This window comes from Streptomyces sp. BK208, assembly GCF_004364245.1.
Taxonomy (GTDB): Bacteria; Actinomycetota; Actinomycetes; order Streptomycetales; family Streptomycetaceae; genus Streptomyces.
The window spans coordinates 1-19,562 of sequence record NZ_SOAV01000010.1 but is presented as its reverse complement, the minus strand read 5'-3'; the positions used below and the strand labels follow the sequence as shown (position 1 = coordinate 19,562).

Below are 19,562 nucleotides of genomic sequence, written 5' to 3'. Positions count from 1 at the left end.
AGAGAGGCGGAACCTTGTGGACCCCCCTCGACGTTCTTGGTGGTAGCTGTAGCTTTCTTGCCGTACGTAAACGAGGGAAGGGACTCCCAACAATGGCTGTAAGCCTGTCCAAGGGTGGCAACGTCTCGCTCACCAAGGAGGCTCCGGGCCTGACCGAAGTCACCGTGGGGCTCGGCTGGGACGTCCGCACCACCACCGGCACCGACTTCGACCTCGACGCCTCCGCGATCGCGGTCAACACGCAGGGCAAGGTCTACTCCGACGCCCACTTCGTCTTCTTCAACAACAAGCAGACCCCGGACAACACCATCGTCCACACCGGTGACAACCGCACCGGCGAGGGCGCCGGCGACGACGAGGCGATCAACGTCAACCTGGCCGGTCTGCCGGCCGACATCGAGAAGATCGTCTTCCCGGTCTCGATCTACGACGCGGAGAACCGCTCGCAGAACTTCGGCCAGGTGCGCAACGCGTACATCCGCATCGTCAACCAGGCCGGCGGCGCCGAGATCGCGCGCTACGACCTGTCGGAGGACGCGGCCACCGAGACCGCCATGGTCTTCGGCGAGCTGTACCGCAACGGTGCCGAGTGGAAGTTCCGCGCCGTCGGCCAGGGCTACGCCTCGGGCCTGGTGGGCATCGCCCAGGACTTCGGCGTGAACGTCTGACGTTCAGCCGCCCGTCCGTCCCTTGCGGAGGCCCCCCGGATGTCCGGCCGGGGGGCCTTCCGCGTCCCGACGGCGGAATCGGGGCGGCGAGGAGGGCGAGGTGGTGCGGTGAGCAGGGCGGGTGTGCGGCGAGGAGAGTGGGGCCTCAGGGCAGCAGACGCTGTTCCTTGGCCACCGCGACCGCTCCCGTGCGGGTGTCGACGCCGAGCTTGCCGTAGATGCGGCGCAGGTGCGTCTTCACCGTGGCCTCGCTGATGAACAGGGCGCGGGCGATCTCCCGGTTGCCCCGGCCGGTGGCGAGCTGGGCCAGGATGTCGCGCTCCCGGTCGGTGAGGGAGGGACGCGGGCTGCGCAGCCCGGCCATGACCCGGCCGGCGACCGGCCCGGAGAGCGTCGTACGGCCCCGGGCGGCGGCGTGGATGGCCGCGAACAGTTCCTCGGGCCGTTCGGCCTTGAGCAGGTAGCCCGTGGCGCCCGCCTCGATGGCGCGGGTGATGTCGGCGTCGGTGTCGTACGTGGTGAGCACCAGGACGTGCGGGGCGCGGCCGCCGGCCTCCGTGGTGAGGCGGCGGGTGGTCTCCACGCCGTCCATGCCCGCGCCGAGCTGAAGGTCCATCAGCACGACGTCCGGCGCCAGCCGTGCGGTGAGCGCGAGCGCCTCCTCGCCGGTGCCCGCCTCGCCGGCCACCTCGATGCCGGGGGCGCTGTCGAGCAGGGCGAGCAGCCCGGCGCGTACGACGACGTGGTCGTCGCAGACCAGGATGCGCACGGGGACGGGCCCGCCGTCCGCCGGGTCGGTCATCGGGGTGCCTCCTGCGGGTCGGCCGGGCCGGTCGGGGTCGCCGTCAGGGGCACGGCGGCGGACAGGGCGGTGCCCTCGCCGGGGGCGGACTCCACGGTCAGGGTGCCGCCGAGCTGGCGCAGCCGGGCGCGCATGGCGGGCAGCCCGTGTCCGCGCACCCCGGCGGAGGTGTCGGACGGCTTCGCCGGGTCGAAGCCGTGCCCGTCGTCGGTGACGTCCAGGACGACCTCGTCGTCGAGCAGGGTGAGGCTGAGCACGGCGCTCGACGCCGCCGCGTGCTCACGGACGTTGGCCAGGGCGCCCTGGGCGATGCGCAGCAGGGCCGACTGGACGCGGTCGGGCACGGCGGGGACGCGCGCGTCGTCGTCGACGTGGACGCGCACGGCGAGGTGGTCGCCGGACTCCCGCGCGGCCAGGGACCGCAGCGCCGCCTCCAGGCCACCGCCGCGGGCGAGGTCGGCCGGGGCCAGGTCGTGGACGAAGCGGCGGGCCTCGGCCAGGTTGTGCTCGGCGACGGAGGCGGCCCCCCGGACGTGGGCGCGGGCCTTGTCCCGGTCCGACTCCCAGACCCGCTCGGCGGCCTGGAGCAGCATCCGCTGGCTGGACAGGCCCTGGGCGAGGGAGTCGTGGATCTCCATGGACAGCCGCTGGCGTTCGGCGAGGGTGCCCTCGCGGCGTTCGGAGGCGGCGAGTTCGCGGCGGGTGCGGAGCAGGTCGTCGATCAGGGCACGCTGCCGGGCCGCCTGCCGTTCGGTGTGCAGGAACACGGCCGCGGCGACGGCGGCGACGGCGGGCGGGGCGAGCAGCAGGTTCGGGTCGAAGCCTCCCGCGAGCCGCAGCTGCGCGGCGACGACGAACACCGTCAGGACGGTGACCAGGACCAGCGCCGCCCGGGCCGGCAGGGTGCGCAGGCCGGTGTAGAAGAGGGGCACCGCACACCAGGCGAAGCTGGGCGCCAGCACGACCAGCACCATCCAGACCACGACCACCGGCCCCAGCCGGGCCAGGCGCCGTGCGACGGGCGGGGCGCCGGGGCCGGACGTCGCGGTGCCGTCCAGGACGGGGCCCAGCAGGTGCAGCACCGCGAGGGTCAGGGACAGGGCGAGGACCCACGGGGTGCGGGGCTCGCCGGGGTGGCGCAGCAGGAAGCGGGCGAGGGCGCCACCGAGCAGGAGGAAGAACGCCGCGTGCATCACGGCGCCCAGCCACCGGCCGTCCGCGTCGTACGACTTCGGCATCCGGTCTCCGCCTCCTCACACCCGTCTCGCGCCGCGCTGCTCCCCAACCTGCCGGTAGGGGACCGCTGAGCTGCGCGAGCACTCCCATGGTGCCCTCTTCGGGCCCCCCGCGGGTCAACCGATCGGACGACCCCGCCGTCATCCGTTCCGTTCCCCGGGAGCAGCCGGAACGACGACCGTCCGGCCCCGGTGCGGGCCGGAGAGTGGGAGCACGAACCCGAACGTTCCCATCCACAGGAGCAGCCCGCCATGAAGAAGACCCTCTCCCGCCGTGCCCGCGTCGCCACCGGCGGTGCCGTGCTCGCCGCCGTCGCCGCCGGCACCTTCGGCACGGTGGCCGCGAACGCCTCCGCGCCCGAGGCGGCCCCGGACCCGGCCGCCGCCCCCGCCGTGGCCGGCAAGCGCGACACCACCACCTCCACCCACCTGACGACCGACGCGGCCACCGAGGCGGCGCAGGCCGCGCTGCGGGCGGCCGGGAAGGAGGGGCAGCGGATCACGGTCGCGGTCGTCGACCGCAACGGCAACACGATCGTCACCCTGCGCGGGGACGGTGCCGGCCCGCAGTCGTACGAGTCGGCCGAGCGGAAGGCGTACACCGCGGTCTCCTGGAACGCCCCGACCAGCGAACTGGAGGGCCGTCTGGAGAACGCCCCGAACCTGAAGGACATCCCGGGCACCCTGTTCCTCGGCGGCGGCGTCCCGGTCACCGCCGGCAAGGCGCCGATCGCCGGCATCGGCGTCGCGGGTGCCCCGTCCGGCACCCTGGACGAGAAGTTCGCCCGGGCCGGTGCGGCGGCGCTGAACTAGCACCGCCGGACCGTCTCCCGGTCCCCAACAACCGCTCCCAGCGGGCGTTTCACGTGAAACACCCCATAGGATCACGAGGTGCGCACCCTCCGTCTGTTCGTCACCGCCGCCACCGCCCTCGCCCTCGCGGCATGCAGTGGCGGCGGTGCGGTCGACGGCACCCCCGGCGGCTCGGGCGTGCGCGACCCGTACTTCCCCAAGGCGGGCAACGGCGGCTACGACATCGGCCACTACGACCTGGCCCTGGACTACGACCCCGCAAGCGGCCTCGGGGGCGACGCCGAGGGGGACACCGAGGCCGGGCACCTCTCCGGCACCGCCACGATCACCGCCCGCGCGACCCGGGACCTGTCCGCCTTCGACCTCGATCTCAAGGGCCTGGACGTCGAGAAGGTCACCGTGGAGGGCCGGGACGCCCGCTTCAACCGGGCCGGGCAGGAACTGACCGTCCGACCGGCCGACGAGCTGAAGGACGGGGAGACCTTCCGGGTGACGGTCCGTTACTCCGGCGAGCCGGAGACGATCACCGACGCCGACGACTCCGAGGAGGGCTGGCTTCCCACCGCCGACGGCGCGGTGGGACTGGGTGAACCGACGGGCTCCATGGCGTGGTTCCCCGGCAGCCACCACCCGTCGGACAAGGCCACGTACGACCTCACGGTGACCGTGCCGGAGGGCCTCGGCGTGGTGTCCAACGGCGAGTTGCGCGACGAGCGCACCCGGGACGGCCGTACGACGTTCACCTGGCACACCGCGGAGCCGGTGGCGAGCCATGTCGTCACGGTCGCGGTCGGCGAGTGGAAGACCGGCCGATCCACCACGGACGACGGTCTGCCCGTGTACACGGCCGTCGACCCGACGCAGGCCGGCGCGAGCCGCAAGGTCCTGAAGCAGATCCCCGAGATCATGGACTGGGCGCAGAAGAACTTCGGTCCCTACCCCTTCTCCTCCACCGGCGCGATCGTCGACCGCGACGAGGACGCCGAGTACGCCCTGGAGACCCAGAACCGGCCCTATTTCCCCGGCACTCCCGACACCGTGCTGCTCGTCCACGAACTCGCCCACCAGTGGTACGGGAACTCCGTCAGCCCGAAGACCTGGCGGGACATGTGGCTCAACGAGGGCTTCGCCACCTACGCGGAATGGCTGTGGGAGGAGGACCACGGCGGCGACACGGCCAAGGAGACCTTCGAGGCGCTCTACGACGGCACGTACTACGACGACGAGGACGAGAGCGACTCGGTCTGGGCCTTTCCGCCCGCGGACCCGCCCGACGCGGCGCACCTCTCCGACAGCCCCGTGTACCAGCGGGGTGCGATGGTCCTGCACAAGATCCGCGAGACGGTCGGCGACGACGCCTTCTGGGAGCTGCTGAGCGGCTGGTCCGCCGCCCACCGGCACGGCAACGCGGACACCGCTGACTTCACGGCGTACGTGGAGAAGTCGGCCCCGCACGAGGACTTCACGGAGATCTGGGCGGACTGGCTGCGCGGGGACGGCAGGCCCGAGTCCCCCTGAGGCGGTGCCGGTCCGCCGTCTCAGCCCTCGAAGCCGTCGAGCAGCAGGGCCAGGTCGGGCGGCCAGAGCGGCTCGGGTGCCTCGGCGAGTTCGGCCGGGGTCCACCAGCGCCAGGTGAGGATGCCGTCCGCGGCGTGGGCGGCGGCGAGGTGGGGGCCGGTGGGCTCGCGGCGGGGGCCGTGGGCGACGTAGATGTGCTCGTACTGGCGGACGGGACCGACGCTCAGGTGGGTGAAGTCGTGTTCCCAGGTGCACAGCAGGGGGCCCGGCTCCAGGTCGGTCCAGCCGGTCTCCTCGCGCACCTCCCGCAGGGCGCCCTCGCGGGGGCCCTCGTCCGCCTCCAGACCGCCGCCGGGCATCGCCCAGTGCACACCGACCTCGACGTTGTCGTAGCGCAGGAGGAAGACCGCGCCCTCGGGGTCGAGCACGGCGACCCGGGCGGCCCGGCGCGGGGTGCGCGGGGTGCCGCTCTCCAGCTCCCTGCGCAGCACCGTGCAGGGGCGGCCGGCGTCGTGGTCGCGGCGGTGGCCGACGGCCGTGTAGCCGAGGGCGGTCCAGAAGGCGAGCGCGCCGGTGTTGCCGTCGAGGACGGCGAGCCGTACGGCGGTGCGGCCCGCGTCGCGGAAGCGGTCCTCGATGAGGGACGCGAGCCGTCGGCCGTACCCCCGCCGGGCCAGGCCCGCGTCCACCATCAGCAGCCCGATCCACGGGTCCGGGTCCGCCGGGTCGGGGTGCCGGGCGAGGGTCACCGCGAGCCCGACCAGCCGGCCCGCGTCCCGGGCGAGCAGCACCTCGGCGCCCGGCCGCGCCAGTTCTCCGGCGAGCGCCGCCGCCACCTGCTCCGGGCGGACGTCCTCCGGGTCGGGGAAGTCGCCGCTGAGCGCGTGGAAGGCGCGCTGGGAGGCGTAGAGGGCGGTGAGTTCGGTGAGGACCGGGCCCGGGATGTCGTGGTCGGGGGTGAGGGCGAGCGGGGTGAGGATCACGGGGGCAACGTACCCGCCGCTCGGCGGCGCGGCCCGCTCCGGCGCCATGACACCATCACCCTCGTGCTCGACATCGGCTACGCCCTCTCCACCCGCTTCCCGGACCCGCCGCAGACGGACTACCGGCGCGCGGACGTCCGCGCCCTGCGCCACGACCTGTTCTGCGGGGACGTGTACCTCGCCGACACCAGGGCGGACCGGGAGCTGTCCACAGCCTGGGGATGGGTGCCGGTGCTCGACTTCGCGTGGGCGCTGTGCGACATCGTGGAGCACGTCGACCGGGACCCGGCGGGCTCCCGGGCGTCCCGGCCGCAGCGGGCGGAGCTGGACTTCACCGAGTCCACCGACCGGCTGCTCTTCGAGCGCCGCTTCGGCTGGGTCGACATCGAGGCGGAGTGGCTCCCGGCGGACGAACCCCCGCTGTCCTTCTCCCACGCCGAACTGCGCCGGGAGGCCCGGGACTTCCTGCACGACCTGCTCGCCGACCTCACCGACCTGCACGAGGACCTGGCGGACAACCCGGCGATCTGGTCCCTTCAGGCCCGCTTCCCGCGGGTGACCTGAGCCCTCCCCCGGACCGTCCGGCCCGGCCCGGCACCCGGACCTGCTCCCGCTCCCGCTCCCGCTCCCGCTCCTAGTGATCCTCCGCCAGCACCCGCAGCCCCAGCTCCGCCGCCAGTACCGGGGCCAGGTCGAGGAGCTGGGCGGGGCTGATCACCGCGCCCGAGAGGCGGTCCACGCCGCGGGACAGCTCCAGCGGTGCGGCGCCGCGCAGGTCCACGTCGGTCAGGGTGGCCGCGCCGAGGTCGGCCTGCTTGAGGGCGCAGTCCACGAACTCGACCCGCTCCAGGCGGGCACCGCCGAAGTCCGGCTCGACCAGGACGCAGCCCTCGAAGACGACGTCCTTGAGGCGGGCCCGGCGCAGATTGAGGTAGTCGATCTTGCCGCCCCGGATCAGGACCCGCTCCAGTACGGCGCCGTGCAGCTGGGTGCCGCCGAGGCGGGCGTCGAGCAGCTCGACGTCGCGCAGGGTGGCCTCGGCGAGGTTCGTGCCCACGCCGCGCACGGCGGTGAGGACCGTGTCGAGCAGCCGGGCCCGGGGCAGTGACGTCTCGTCCAGCGCGCAACCCGTCAGCAGGCAGTCCATGAAGCGGGCGCCCGAGCCCTCCTGCCCGGTGAGGTCCGCCTCCCGGAACTCCAGCGCGTCGTAGTCCCCGTCCGGCTCCAGTCCGCCGTCCGCGTACGGCGTGAGCGGCGGGAGCCGCAGCTCCGGACGCCTCGCCCCGCGCACCGTCGTCGTACCGCGCCCGCCCGTCGCTCTCCTCACCATCCCCCCATGCTGCCCCCTGCCACCGACAGCCGCCGCCGGCCTGCGGAAACGCCCTTCCTCCCGGCGGGATGTCACACCCGGTACCCCCGCGAACGTCCTAGGGGCGGACGGCCGCCGCACCGGGTGGCCCGGCCGCGACCCCGACCCGAGGGAGAACCCGAGTCATGCATCGCATCACCGTCATCGGCGGCGGCTTCGCCGGACTGACCGCGGCCATCACCGCGGCCGAGGCGGGCGCCAAGGTCACCGTGCACGAGGCCCACCACACGCTCGGCGGGCGGGCCAGGACCGCCGACGGCCCCTACCGGACCAACGACGGCCCGCACGCCCTCTACAACGGCGGCCCGCACTGGTCCTGGCTGCGCCGGCACGACCTGATCGGCCCGCTCGCGCCCCTTCCGCCGCTGGAGGCGGCCCGGCTGCGGCTGCGGCACAGGGGTGCGCTGCGCCGTACCCCGCCGTTCGCCATGCTGAAACTGCTGCGCCGGGGCGTCGGCCCCGCCCCGGTCGAGACCGACTTCCTGACCTGGGCGGCCGGCGTCGCGGGCGAGGAGGGCGCCCGGGCCGCCGCCCACTACAGCGCCGTCGCCCTGTTCCACCACGACCCGGGGTCGCTGTCCGCCGCCTTCGTGCAGGAGCGGCTGCGCCGGGCCGCCAAGCTGCCGCCCGAGGCGCACTACCCGCGCGGTGGCTGGTCCACGGTCGTGGACCGGATGGCCGCCCTGGCCTGGAACCTCGGCGTCCGGATCGAGACGCTCTCCCGCGTCGACACCCTGCCCACCGACGCCCCCGTCATCGTCGCCACCTCCCTCGACGCGGCCCGCCGGCTGCTGGACGACCCGGCGCTGACCTGGCCGAGCGGCCGGACCGCCCTGGTCGACCTGGCCGTACGGACCCGGCGCGGCGACGCCTTCGCCGTCTCCGACCTGGACGCGCCGGGGTGGATCGAGCGGTTCACGGCGCAGGACGGCACCCTCGCGCCGGCGGGCGAGCAGCTGATCCAGGGGCAGATCCCCCTGGCGCCGGACGAGTCCAAGGCGGACGGCACCGCACGGGCCGAGGAGCTGCTCGACCTCGGCTTCCCCGGCTGGCGCGAGCGGCTGACCTGGCGGCGCGAGGCGGTCGCGCACGGCCGTACCGGCGCCGTCGACCTGCCCGGCACCACCTGGCGCGACCGGCCGGCCGTCGACCGCGGCGGCGGTGTCTACCTCGCCGGTGACCAGGTCGCCTCGCCCGGTCTGCTCTCCGAGGTCTCCTTCAACAGTGCCCTGACGGCGGTCTCCCTCGCCCTCGGACGGCACGAGCTCGACCTCAAGCATGCTTGAGGACGCTGACCGGGCGCCGCGCAGGCATCCCCACGAGCGCGTTTTCGGGAGGTCCGTCATGCACGCCGTCCGCGCGCACCGCGCCCTGGAGAACGGGGAGACGACCGGGAAGGGGGTGCCGGAACCGTGACCGCGGGAAGGCGGCGCCGATCCGTTCCACGGGGCGCGCAACAGGATGCGATACGTCCCGAACCATGGTCTTCTGGCCCAATGAGTGGCTCCCGGACCGGTGAACCCGGCGCGCCCGCGGAGGCCGATCCCCGCCGCTGGTGGGGGCTGGTCGTCATCGCCCTGGCCCAGCTGATGGTCGTCCTCGACGCGACGATCGTGAACATCGCGCTGCCCTCCGCACAGCGCGACCTCGACATGTCCGACGCCAACCGGCAGTGGGTGATCACCGCGTACACCCTCGCGTTCGGCGGTCTGCTGCTGCTGGGCGGCCGGGTCGCGGACCTGGTGGGGCGCAAACGCACCTTCGTCATCGGCCTGATCGGCTTCGCCGGTGCCTCGGCGATCGGTGGCGCCGCGACCACCTCGGTGATGCTCTTCGGCGCCCGTGCCCTCCAGGGCGTCTTCGCCGCCCTCCTCGCGCCGTCCGCGCTGTCCCTGCTGACGACGACGTTCACCGACCCGAAGGAACGCGGCAAGGCCTTCGGCATCTACGGCGCGCTGGCGGGCAGCGGCTCGGCGATCGGCTTCATCGTCGGCGGCGTGCTCACCGAGTACCTCAACTGGCGCTGGTGCCTGTACGTCAACATCCCCATCGCCGTCGTCGCCGTGATCGGCGCGTTCGCCCTGCTGCACGACCGGCCCGGGCACGCCGACGCCCGTCTCGACGTGCCCGGCGTGATCCTCGGCTGCGGCGGTCTCGTCTCCCTCGTCTACGGCTTCAGCGAGGCCCAGCCCCGCGGCTGGACCGACCCGCTGGTGCTGTCCCTGTTCGCGCTGGCCGTGGTCCTGCTGACCGCCTTCGTGTGGTGGCAGACCCGGGCGGCCACGCCCCTGCTGCCGCTGCACGTCATCCGGGACCGCAACCGGGCCGGCTGCTTCCTGACGATGATGCTGGCGGTCATCGGCATGTTCGGGCTGTTCCTCTTCATGACCTACTACCTCCAGGTCATCCTGGGCTACTCCCCCGTGCGGACCGGCCTGGCGTTCCTGCCGCTCACCGCGGCGATCGTCGTGGGCTCCACCCAGATCTCGGCCCGGCTGCTGCCGCACGTGGGCCCGCGCATGCTGATGGTGCCGGGCATGCTCCTCGCCTCCGGCGGCATGGTGATCCTCACGCGGATGACCGTGCACTCGGCGTACGCCTCCGAGATCCTCCCGGCGCTGCTCCTGATGGGCCTCGGCATGGGCCTGACGTTCATGCCGGTGTTCTCCACGGCCACCGCCGGGGTCGCCCCGAAGGACTCCGGCGTGACCTCCGCGACGGTCAACACCTCGCAGCAGGTGGGCGGCTCGATCGGTACGGCGCTGCTCAACACCATCGCGACCAGTACGAGCGCCTCGTGGATCGCCGCGCACCTGACCGACCCCTCGCAGCGGGAGCTGATCGTGCGGGAGGGGATCGTGCACGGGTACACCGTCGCCATCTGGGTGGCCGCGGGCGTCATGCTGCTGGCGGGGATCATCGCGGGGGTGATGGTGACGGCGAAGGCGCCGAAGCACGGCCATCCCGCGCAGAGTCCGGTGCGGGAGCCGGTGGGCTGAGCCGGGCGGGTAATCCGGGTGCCCGGGAACGGGGGCCCCGGTAGCCTCGGCCGGGTGATTGTCGTACCCGAAAGACTCGCGGCGTCGCAGGCGAAGTACAACGGGGAGGCGGGGCGCGCGTTCGTGGCGGGGCTGCCCGCGCTGGCGGAGGACTTCCTCCGGCGGTGGGACCTGCGGCTCGACGGGCCGTCGATGCACGGCTGGGCGGCGCTGGTGCTGCCGGTGGTGCGCGGCGACGGCACCGAGGCCGTGCTGAAGCTCCAGATCGCCGACGCGGAGTCCGAGGGCGAGCCCGTCGCCCTGCGGGTGTGGGCCGGGGACGGCGCGGTGCGGCTGCTCGACCACGACGCGGCCACCGGGACGATGCTGCTGGAGCGCCTGGACGCCGGTCGGATGCTCAGTCACGTCGAGGACTCCCGCGAGGCCGTCCTGGTCATCGCCCGGCTGCTGGCCCACCTCACCGCGACCCCCGCCCCGCCCGGGATGCGCCGGCTCGGCGACATCGCGCGGGGCATGCTGGAGCGGACGCCCGGGACGCTGGAGCGCATCGCGGACCCGGCGGACCGGCGGCTGGTCGCCGACTGCGCCGCCGCCGTGCGCGAGGTCGCCGACGAGCCGGGCGACCGGCTGCTGCACTGGGACCTGCACTACGAGAACGTGCTCGCCGCGGACCGCGCCCGCTGGCTCGCCATCGACCCCAAACCGCTGGCCGGCGACCCCGCGTTCGACCTGCTCCCCGCGCTCGACAACCGCTACGACCCGGCGCAGACGCGCTGGCGTTTCGACGCCATGACCGACGTCCTCGGCCTGGACCGGGAGCGGGCCCGCGCCTGGTCCCTCGGCCGCGTGCTGCAGAACAGCCTGTGGAACGTCGAGGACGGAGACCCCCTGGAGCCGCAGCAGTTGGAGATCGGGCGGCTGCTGCGCGACCTGTGAGCGGCGCCGCGTCCCCGCCCGGAGGCCCTCAGCACCGGGAGTCGGGGTCCGGCTCCCGGGCGCGTTCCCGGCGTCCGCCGCGCTCCAGCGCGCCCGGCAGCTCCGTCCGGCGCCGTATCCGCAGTTTGCGGTAGGTGCTGGTCAGATGGGTCTCCACGGTGCGCCGGGCGAGATGCAGCAGCTCGGCGATCTCGGTGTTGGTGCGGCCGTCGGCGGCCAGTTCGGCGATCCGGCGCTCGCTGCCGGTCAGGGCCCCGGCGCCGGTGCGGGAGGCCACCGGGCTGCGGGCGCCGCCCTCGCGCAGGGCCTGGTCGGCCAGGGTGAACCAGCGCAGAGCGCCCTGGCGTTCGGCCAGTTCCGCCGCCTCGCGCAGCCGGGCCCGGGCGCGTCCGCGCTCGCCCGCGTCGAGGAGCTGGCGGCCCTGGGCGAGCAGCGCGGGGATCAGCTCGGTGTCGGTGTCGGCGGGCGCGTCGCGCAGGGTCCGTACCGCCTCCTCGGCCAGTTCGAGACCGCGCCGCCCGCCGGTCGCGGTGCCCAGCACGCGCAGCGCTCGGCCCACGGTGCGCGGGGTGTTCCACACCCGGGCCAGCCGCAGCTCCTCCGTCGCCAGGGCCAGCGCCTCGGGGCCGCCGCCCAGCGCCAGCCGGCACTCGGCGACCGCGGTGCGCCACGGGGTGACGACGGGGCTGATCACCTCGCGGGCCGCCTGGCGGCGTCCGCACTCCAGGAAGTCGTGCAGGGCGCCCGCCGGGTCGCCGGTGGCGGCGCGCAGCACGCCCCGCGCGTACAGGTAGCGGTTCAGCTCCCAGTTCTCCGGCGCCTCGCGCAGGTCGAAGCGGTCGGCGTAGCGCAGGGCCTCGTCGGTGCGGCCGGTGTGGACGAGTGCCGTCAGGGCGTGGGCGTCCCGGTTGGTGGGGTGCGGGCCGGGTCCGGGGTCGGCGGCGAGTGCGAGCAGCCGGGTGTGCCGGCCGCGCGCGGCGGCGATGTCGGCGCGGGTGTTGAGCAGGGCGTGCTGCATCGGGTGCAGCAGGGCGGGGTGCTGTCCGGCCAGGCCGCGTTCCACGAGCCTCTCGGCCTCGTCGAGTTCGTCGGCCCATTGGGCGACCGCGGCGGCCGTGCCGAGGAGGAAGGGTTCGGCGAGCGGGTCGGTGGGCTGGGCCAGCAGTCCCCGTACCCGGGCCATCGCCTCCTCGGCGGAGATCAGCGCGGCCGTCGCCGCGTACCGCACCAGCAGGGCCTGTCCGGCGGTGCCGACCAGCTCCGGGGAGTGCCGTCCGGTCTCGCACAGCCACCGGTACACCTCCTGCCGGGTGGCGAGGTCCTCGTCGGACAGCAGCGCGGTGGCGGTCTGCACGGTGCGGGCGAGACCCGGGTGGCCGGAAAGGCGGCCCTCCGTGCGGCGCAGCACCTCCATCGCGGTGCGGATCTCGCCGCGGCCGGCCAGGGCGGTGCCCAGGGCGACGGCGGTGCGCACCTGGTTGCGGGGCTCGGCCGGCAGGTGCTGGGCCTCGGCGAGCCGCGCGATGGCGGCCGGGGTGTCGGCCGACGCGTACTCCAGGGAGCCCAGTTCGGTCAGCAGCCGCTGGCGGAGGCCGTCGGGCAGCGGTTCGTCCAGGGCCCGGCGCAGGTAGCCGACGGCGTCGGCGGGCCGGGCGTCGTGCACGGCGACGGTCACCGCGTCGCGCAGGACGCGCAGCGCCCAGGACAGGCCGACGGCCGGGGTGCGCAGCAGGTGCCGGGCGACCGCCTCGACCCGGTCGCCGCGGCGCAGCATCGCCTCCGCCGCCGCCCGGTGCACGGCCTCCCGGCGCGGCCGGGGCCAGCCGGTGAGGACGGCGTCGCGCAGCAGCGGGTGCGCGTAGCGGGGACGCCCGCCCGCGTCGGGGCGCAGCAGCCCGAGCCGTGTCATGGCGGCCAGCCAGCCCTCGACCCGCACGGGGTCGGCGCCGGCCGCCTCGGCGAGCACGTCCACCGGGTCCCCGGCCGGGCCCGGCGCCCGGGGCGGGGAGGGAGTACGCCAGAGCGTCGTGCGGTGCGGGGCGTGCGCGGGCGGATCGGTACGGCCGTAGGCGGCGGCGCCGGGCGCGGACCGGGGGCGGTCCCCGTACCGGGCGTGGGCCGCGGGCGTCGGGGACCAGGCGTGCGGCGCCCCCGCCCCGTCGCCCGGCTCGGTGGGGTGCGGGTAGGGGCCCTGCTCGGCGTGCTCCGGGCCGGAGCCCACTCCCGCGGCGGCCGGGAAGGCCGCGCCGTACGCCCACGACGGCGACGTCCGCGGGTCCCCGGCGCCGTCGGCCGGGCCGGCTCCCCACGCGTCCGGGCGGCCGTCGTCCGGGTCGGCTCCCCACCCGTCCGGGCGCCCTTCGGCCGGGTCCGGCCCCCACACGTCCCGGCAGCCCGGTGCGATGTCCCCGGGCCGGCGCGTGCGCACCGCCGGGGTGTCGTGCGGGTGCCGGTGCACGGGTTCGGACGGCGGCGTCCACGGGTGCGCGAGGGCATGCCGAAGCGCGCCCGGGGGCGGCGGCGGACCGGCGGGCCGGTCCTGTGCCGGTTCCGGACCGGCGGGCCCGGCCTGCTCCAGGGCGGCGAGGGAGCGCGCCACGTCGGCGGTCGCGGGGCCCGCGCCGTTCAGCCACCAGGAGACGGCCGCCGGGTAGGACCCGGGGTACAGCGCGGCGCAGGTGACCGGCACGGGTGCCAGGCCGTCCGGGTGCGGGGTGCCGCCGAGGTCGTCCAGCAGGGCGTGCAGGAGCAGCGGGCTGCCCGCACCGGCCAGGACCACCTCCCGCGTCCACGGCGCGGGCGCGTCCGGGAAGGCGTCGCGGACCAGCTCGGCCGCCGCCGCGTCGCTCAGCGGGGCGAGGGTGTGGGTGCGCACCAGGGACGGCGGCAGCGCCTGGGTGAGGCCAGGGGGCCGCGGGTCGATGTCGTACTGGCTGCGCTCGGTGGCGACCAGCAGGAGCGGTAATCGGTCGGCGTGCCGGGCCGCCTCCGCCAGCCAGCGGCGGGAGGAGTCGTCGGCGAGGTGCACGTCGTCGACGGCCACCACGACCGGGCCCTGGTCCGCGTAGGAGCGCAGCAGCCGCCACAGCCGGGCCGCGCTGCCCCGGTCGTCGCCGCCCGGCGTCATGTCCGCGAACTCCGGTACCGGGCCGAGGAGATGGAGGACCATGGAGAAGGGCACCGAGGTGTCCTCGGGCGAGCAGCGCACGCGCAGCACCCGCAGGCCGCGATCCTCGGCGTGCCGGGCGGCGGTCTCCAGCGCGGAGGTGCGTCCGGTGCCGCCGGCTCCGCGCAGCAGGACGAGGCGGCCGGTGCCGGCCCGTGCGCGCTCGATCTCGGCGGCCAACAGCGCGTGGGCGTCGTCGCGTTCACGGAGCGGTCCGGTCATCGGTGCCTCCTGTGGTGGATGGTGTTCCCCCGGTGGGTGAGACGAGCGATCGCGGTCGACGGTGGTGCGAAGTGGCGCGGGTCACGGTGACTCGCGGCCGGTTCCCCCGGTCCGCGCGTCCCCGCGCGAGTCCGGTGACGTGCCCGGACCTCTGCCCGGGGGGCACTTGCGGTGGCCGGAGCGCCGGTCTCGTGGTGTACCTCGTGGTGGTCCACGATTGCGAAGACCCAGCGGTCCCATAAGTGTGGAACAAGCACATCCGCTACCGGCCTGTGCTGGATTGCGGGCACGTGAAGAGGGGGGAAACGGTTGTTCAACTCACCCCGGAACACCACCACATCGGTCACGTCGGCCACCTCGGCCCGTGGCTCGGGGCCGGCCGTCGGCGTGGTCGACCGGCGGGTCCCGGTGGCGGTGTCCGCTCCGGACCCGATCAGCCGCGAGGGCGCGGTCAGCCAGTTGCGCCGGCACCCGGAGATCGACCTGCGCGAGGAGTCGGGGCCCGGCACGGTGGCCCTGCTCATCGAGGACGCGCTCGACGACGGGGCACTGACCCGGCTGCGCCGCATCGTGCGCAGCGAGGGCTCGCGGGCCGTGCTCGTGGTCGGCGCGATCCGCGAGAGCGAGCTGCTCGACGTCGTCGAGTGCGGTGTCGGCGCCATCGTCTGGCGGCACGAGGCCACCGCCCACCGGCTGGTGCAGGCGGTCCTGGCCGCCTCGCGCGGCGACGGCGACCTGCCCGCGGACCTGCTGGGCCGGCTGATCAGCCAGGTCGGCACCCTGCACCGGGGCGCGGCGGGCCGCCCCGGCGCCCCCTCGCTGGGCCTCGCACCCCGAGAGGTGGACGTCCTGCGGCTGGTCGCCGAGGGTCTCGACACCGGAGAGATCGCCGGCAAGTTGTCCTACTCCGAACGCACCGTCAAGAACGTCATGCACGGGCTCACCACACGGCTCCATCTGCGCAATCGCGCCCACGCCGTGGCCTATGCCCTCCGGGAAGGCTACATCTGACCGAACGGGCAATCGAACAGGGACCCTTGGGCCCGTACGGGCAGCGCCTGCTGCCCGGCCGTCGTCCCCGCCGCGCGTGCGGACGGGAGGGCTCCGGGGGCACGATCGACGACGGGCGTCGTTGAACGGGCCGGCTACGGGCCGGGCGCGGGCCGTACGGGCAGGGCTAGGCGGGAGCACGAGCGTGATCCACGAGGTGGACGAGGTCCTCAAGGCCCTCCTCAAGAGCGGGGCGTTGGCGGACTCGGGCATCGACGTGGCCTTCGAGGCTCCCACCCGTGACTGGGCGGCCCGCCGCAACGCCCCCGTGGTCAACACCTACCTGTACGACATCCGCGAGGACGTGAGCCGCAGGCACCGGGGCCAGATGGCGGTGCGCGACCAGGACGACATCGTCGTCAAACGCCGTCAGCCGCCCCGCTGGTTCCGGCTGTCGTACCTGGTGACGGCCTGGACGAAGACCCCGCAGGACGAGCACCGGCTGCTGTCCGCCGTCCTGGCGACGCTGCTGCCCCGTGAGCTGCTGCCGCCCTCCGAACTCCCCGGCTCGCTGGGCGCGCTGGGGCTGTCGGTGCCGCTGACGGTGGCCGGCATCCAGACCGAGTCCCGTTCCCTCGCCGAGATCTGGTCCGCCCTGGGCGGCGAGCTGAAGCCGTCCCTCGACCTGGTGGTGACCGCGCCCTTCCCGGCCTTCCCGGAGTACGAGGCGGGGCCGCCGGTCACCGAGGGCGCGACGGTCCGGGTCGGCGGCATGGAGGGCGACCCGCCGCTGCCCGAGGGGCGCTCCCACCGGCCGCACCAGGTGGCGGCGGCGCGTACCGCCCGCGCCGCCCGCAAGGGCGCCCAGGACGGCCGTACGAAACGGCAGTGAACCGCGTGACGACTGTGAACACCCCCCGCACCGGCGCGCCGGCCGCCGGAGCGCCCGCGCCGCCCGCCGGGCCCGGTCCGTACGACGACCCGGCACAGGTGCTGCTCGCCCGGCTCGGCGTCCTGCGGTCCCGGGTGACCGCGCTGGTCGAGCACCGCACCGCCGACGACCCCACGGCCGACGACCCGCTGCGCGGCCTCTACCTGCCCGACGAGGCCGTCCACCACCTGCTGCGCACCTGGCCGTCCGGCACCGGCGCGTCCGGGACCGTGGAGCCGCCGGTCACCGCCGGAGGTCCGGCCGGACCGGGGGACCGGCTGGCGCGGCTGGCCGGGCGGACGGGACTGACCGAACTGGACACGGCCGCCCTGCTCGTCGCCCTCGCGCCCGACGTGGACCGCACCTTCGAGCCGCTCTACGGCTACCTCAACAACGACGTCAGCCGCCGGCGCGCGACCGTGGGCCTCGCCCTCGACCTGTGCGGGGTGGCCGCGCACGCGACGGCGGCCCGCGCCCGCTTCCACGCCTCCGCGCCGCTGCGCGCCCTCGGCCTGCTGGAGGTGGAGGATCCCGAGCGTCCCTTCCTCACCCGTGCGCTGCGGGTCCCGGACCGGCTGATCGGCCATCTGCTCGGCGACGACACCCCGGACGCCGCGCTCCTCGGCCTGCTCCTGCCGATGCCGGACCCGCTGCCCGCCCCGGGCACCGACGCCGACGACTTCGTACGCCGGCTGGCCGGCCGGCTGCGCGAGGGACCGCTCACCGTCTACCTGCGCGAACCGCGCGAGGGCGACGGCCTGGCCGCCGTCGCCTCCGTCCTGGCCGCCGCGGGGGTCGACGCGCTGCGCTGCACCGAGCCCGCGGACCACGTGTCCGAGCTGCTGCGCGAGGCCCGCCTGGGCGGCCGGGCGGTCGTGGTGGCGGGCCTGCCCGACAAGCCGGGCCCGCTGGTGCGGGCGCTGACCGAGGCCGGGGACGTGACCGTGCTCGTGACGGACCCCCGCCCCTACGATCCGCACTGGTCGCCGACCGACCCGCTGGTCCTGGACGCGCCGGGCCGCCGGGCCGGTGGCGCGGCCGCCTGGCGGGCCGCGCTGGGCGCCGACGCCGACGGGTTCGACCTGGCCTCGGCCGTCGCCCCGTACCGGCTCGGCGGGGACCGCATCCAGCGGGCCGCGCACGCCGCCCGCGCCCTCGCGGCCTTCGACGGCACCCCGGTCACCGCGGACCACGTCCGGCTCGCCGCCCGGCGGCAGTCGGCCTCCGGCCTGGAGAGCCACGCCCGGCGCATCCGGCCCGCCGTGGACTGGCAGGACCTGGTGCTGCCCGGCAAACCCCTCGTCCAGCTGCGCGAACTCGCCCTGCGCGCCCGCCACCGCGACCGTGTCCTCGGTGACTGGCGGCTCAGCGCGGGCGGTGGCCGCGGCCGGGGCGTCCTCGGCCTGTTCGCGGGCGAGTCGGGCACCGGCAAGACCCTGTCGGCGGAGGTCGTCGCCGCCGACCTGGGCCTCGACCTGTACGTGGTCCAGCTGTCGTCGGTCGTGGACAAGTACGTCGGCGAGACCGAGAAGAACCTGGAGCGGATCTTCACGGAGGCCGACCGCACCGACGCCGTGCTGCTCTTCGACGAGGCCGACGCCGTCTTCGGCAAGCGCTCCGAGGTCAAGGACGCACACGACAAGTACGCCAACATGGAGAGCGCCTACCTGCTCCAGCGGCTGGAGTCCTTCGACGGCATCGCCCTGCTCACCACCAACCTGCGCGCCAACATCGACGAGGCGTTCACCCGGCGCCTGGACCTGGTGGTCGACTTCCCGTTCCCGGACGCCGAGCAGCGGCTGGCGCTGTGGCGGCACGGGCTGTCCCGGGTCCCGACGGCCGACGGCATCGACCCGGAGCCGCTGGCCCGGGAGTTCGAGCTGGCCGGCGGTTCGATCCGCAGCGCGGTGGTCACCGCCGCGTACCTCGCCGCCGGGCGCGACGACACGGTGCCGGCGGACGACCTCCTGGAGGGCGCCCGCCGTGAGTACCGCAAGGCCGGCCGGCTGGTCCCCGGGGAAGGCGGCTGGTGACCGCGGGGACCGGCCGGGCCGTCAGTCCTTCTTCGGGTGGATGATCTCCCACTCCTGGTCGTCGACGTTGCTGCAGTTGTCGAGCACCAACTTGGAGAAGAGGGACCCGCCGTTCGCGCCCTCCACTCCGAGGCACTTCTGGTTGCTGGAGAAGTTGCGGATCCAGTAGGCGCCGCTCTCCTGCTTGTCGACCCACCAGAGCTGGTTGTCGGTCGACGTGGTGCTGTCGCAGTGGAACTCGGTGACCGGTGTCCCCACGGCGGCCGCACCGTGGTACGGCAGGTCCATGCAGAACTTGTCCTTGATGTTGCGGATCTGGAAGAGCGGCGCGCCGCCGGGGCCGCCCTTCTTGTACTTCACCTCGAGGTTCCAGATCTGGTTGTCCCCGTCGGTGTCGTCACAGACGGCCTGCTGGACGGGTCCGTCGGCCACGCCCTTGTCCCGGCCGGGGAGTTCGGCGCACATGTGGCTGATGGTGTTCCGCAGCAGGATGTTCTCGGCGGGGACCACCGGCTTCGGGGCCGGCTTGGCGGGCTTCTTGGTCTCCCCGCCGCCCTTGCCCTCCTCGTCCTTGTCGGCACCGCCGCCGTCGTCCTTCGACTCCTGAGCGACCGGCTGCTGGGCCTGCGGCTGCTCGGCGGGCGCGGACTCGGGGGTGCTGGGCAGGGCCAGCGCGCTCTCGCTGGGGCTGGGCGAGAGGGCGACGCCCGCCTGCTGGGTCTGCTCGGTGGCACTGGTGCGGACCTGGGGCTTGTAGGCGATCCAGATCATCACGAACGCGAGCGCGAGGGCCACGGAGATCCCGAGGAACGTGGCCAGCCAGCGGGGCAGGAAGCCGCGCTGCACGTACGTGCCCTCGACGTCGGTCGGATCGACGCCGGAGCGGCGCACCGCCAG

Annotated in this window: 16 protein-coding genes; 10 read left to right on the top strand and 6 right to left on the bottom strand. The window is 74.9% G+C overall.

Annotation, left to right across the window (positions count from 1 at the left end; translation table 11 throughout):
- The first annotated feature begins 92 nt into the window (after window positions 1-92).
- Complete coding sequence (locus EV562_RS23815) at window positions 93-668, top strand: TerD family protein (protein WP_133888889.1); 576 nt, start codon at window positions 93-95, stop codon at window positions 666-668.
- A 145-nt stretch (window positions 669-813) separates the two neighbouring features.
- On the opposite strand, the gene EV562_RS23810 is transcribed toward EV562_RS23815, so the two are convergent.
- Window positions 814-1,470, bottom strand: a complete 657-nt coding sequence (locus tag EV562_RS23810) for a response regulator transcription factor (protein ID WP_133888888.1) — start codon at window positions 1,468-1,470, stop codon at window positions 814-816.
- A complete protein-coding gene (locus EV562_RS23805) occupies window positions 1,467-2,708 on the bottom strand; it encodes a sensor histidine kinase (protein WP_133888887.1) in 1,242 nt (413 codons plus the stop codon). The genes EV562_RS23810 and EV562_RS23805 overlap by 4 nt, the downstream gene beginning before the upstream one ends.
- Window positions 2,709-2,957: 249 nt before the next feature.
- On the opposite strand from EV562_RS23805, the gene EV562_RS23800 reads away from it, so the two are divergent.
- Complete coding sequence (locus tag EV562_RS23800; RefSeq protein ID WP_133888886.1) at window positions 2,958-3,518, top strand: heme-binding protein; 561 nt, start codon at window positions 2,958-2,960, stop codon at window positions 3,516-3,518.
- A gap of 78 nt (window positions 3,519-3,596) precedes the next feature.
- Window positions 3,597-5,036: a M1 family metallopeptidase gene (locus tag EV562_RS23795; RefSeq protein ID WP_133888885.1), complete on the top strand. Its 1,440-nt coding sequence runs from the start codon at window positions 3,597-3,599 to the stop codon at window positions 5,034-5,036.
- 20 nt (window positions 5,037-5,056) lie between these two features.
- Here the strand turns inward: EV562_RS23795 and EV562_RS23790 are convergent, their stop codons facing one another.
- Window positions 5,057-6,019 (bottom strand): bifunctional GNAT family N-acetyltransferase/NUDIX hydrolase, encoded by a 963-nt coding sequence (locus EV562_RS23790; protein ID WP_133888884.1) that lies wholly within the window; start codon window positions 6,017-6,019, stop codon window positions 5,057-5,059.
- Window positions 6,020-6,082: 63 nt separating this feature from the next.
- Here EV562_RS23790 and EV562_RS23785 point away from each other — a divergent pair, with 63 nt between their 5' ends.
- Window positions 6,083-6,583 carry a hypothetical protein gene (locus tag EV562_RS23785; protein WP_133888883.1) on the top strand — a complete coding sequence of 167 codons (501 nt, stop codon included), beginning with the start codon at window positions 6,083-6,085 and terminating at the stop codon, window positions 6,581-6,583.
- A 70-nt stretch (window positions 6,584-6,653) separates the two neighbouring features.
- Here EV562_RS23785 and EV562_RS23780 read toward each other — a convergent pair whose 3' ends face one another.
- Window positions 6,654-7,349, bottom strand: a complete 696-nt coding sequence (locus tag EV562_RS23780) for a pentapeptide repeat-containing protein (RefSeq protein WP_166661966.1) — start codon at window positions 7,347-7,349, stop codon at window positions 6,654-6,656.
- Window positions 7,350-7,513: 164 nt separating this feature from the next.
- Here EV562_RS23780 and EV562_RS23775 point away from each other — a divergent pair, with 164 nt between their 5' ends.
- The 3 genes from EV562_RS23775 (at window position 7,514) to EV562_RS23765 (ending at window position 11,323) form a co-directional block, all read left to right on the top strand.
- Window positions 7,514-8,674, top strand: a complete 1,161-nt coding sequence (locus tag EV562_RS23775; RefSeq protein ID WP_133888881.1) for an FAD-dependent oxidoreductase — start codon at window positions 7,514-7,516, stop codon at window positions 8,672-8,674.
- A gap of 210 nt (window positions 8,675-8,884) precedes the next feature.
- Complete coding sequence (locus EV562_RS23770) at window positions 8,885-10,387, top strand: MFS transporter (RefSeq protein WP_133888880.1); 1,503 nt, start codon at window positions 8,885-8,887, stop codon at window positions 10,385-10,387.
- Between the two features lie 54 nt (window positions 10,388-10,441).
- Entirely contained in the window at window positions 10,442-11,323 is an 882-nt protein-coding gene (locus EV562_RS23765) for an aminoglycoside phosphotransferase family protein (protein ID WP_133888879.1), read from the top strand.
- A 28-nt stretch (window positions 11,324-11,351) separates the two neighbouring features.
- On the opposite strand, the gene EV562_RS23760 is transcribed toward EV562_RS23765, so the two are convergent.
- Window positions 11,352-14,711 carry a LuxR family transcriptional regulator gene (locus EV562_RS23760; protein ID WP_133888878.1) on the bottom strand — a complete coding sequence of 1,120 codons (3,360 nt, stop codon included), beginning with the start codon at window positions 14,709-14,711 and terminating at the stop codon, window positions 11,352-11,354.
- Window positions 14,712-15,020: 309 nt separating this feature from the next.
- On the opposite strand from EV562_RS23760, the gene EV562_RS23750 reads away from it, so the two are divergent.
- The 3 genes from EV562_RS23750 to EV562_RS23740 all read left to right on the top strand — a co-directional run bounded on the left by EV562_RS23750 (window position 15,021) and on the right by EV562_RS23740 (window position 18,665).
- Entirely contained in the window at window positions 15,021-15,722 is a 702-nt protein-coding gene (locus EV562_RS23750; RefSeq protein WP_243860141.1) for a response regulator transcription factor, read from the top strand.
- Between the two features lie 184 nt (window positions 15,723-15,906).
- Window positions 15,907-16,593, top strand: a complete 687-nt coding sequence (locus EV562_RS23745; protein ID WP_133888876.1) for a DUF4255 domain-containing protein — start codon at window positions 15,907-15,909, stop codon at window positions 16,591-16,593.
- 5 nt (window positions 16,594-16,598) lie between these two features.
- Window positions 16,599-18,665 (top strand): ATP-binding protein, encoded by a 2,067-nt coding sequence (locus EV562_RS23740; RefSeq protein WP_133888875.1) that lies wholly within the window; start codon window positions 16,599-16,601, stop codon window positions 18,663-18,665.
- A 21-nt stretch (window positions 18,666-18,686) separates the two neighbouring features.
- Here EV562_RS23740 and EV562_RS23735 read toward each other — a convergent pair.
- The coding region (locus EV562_RS23735; RefSeq protein ID WP_166661965.1) for an RICIN domain-containing protein at window positions 18,687-19,562 on the bottom strand (876 nt) is incomplete at its 5' end.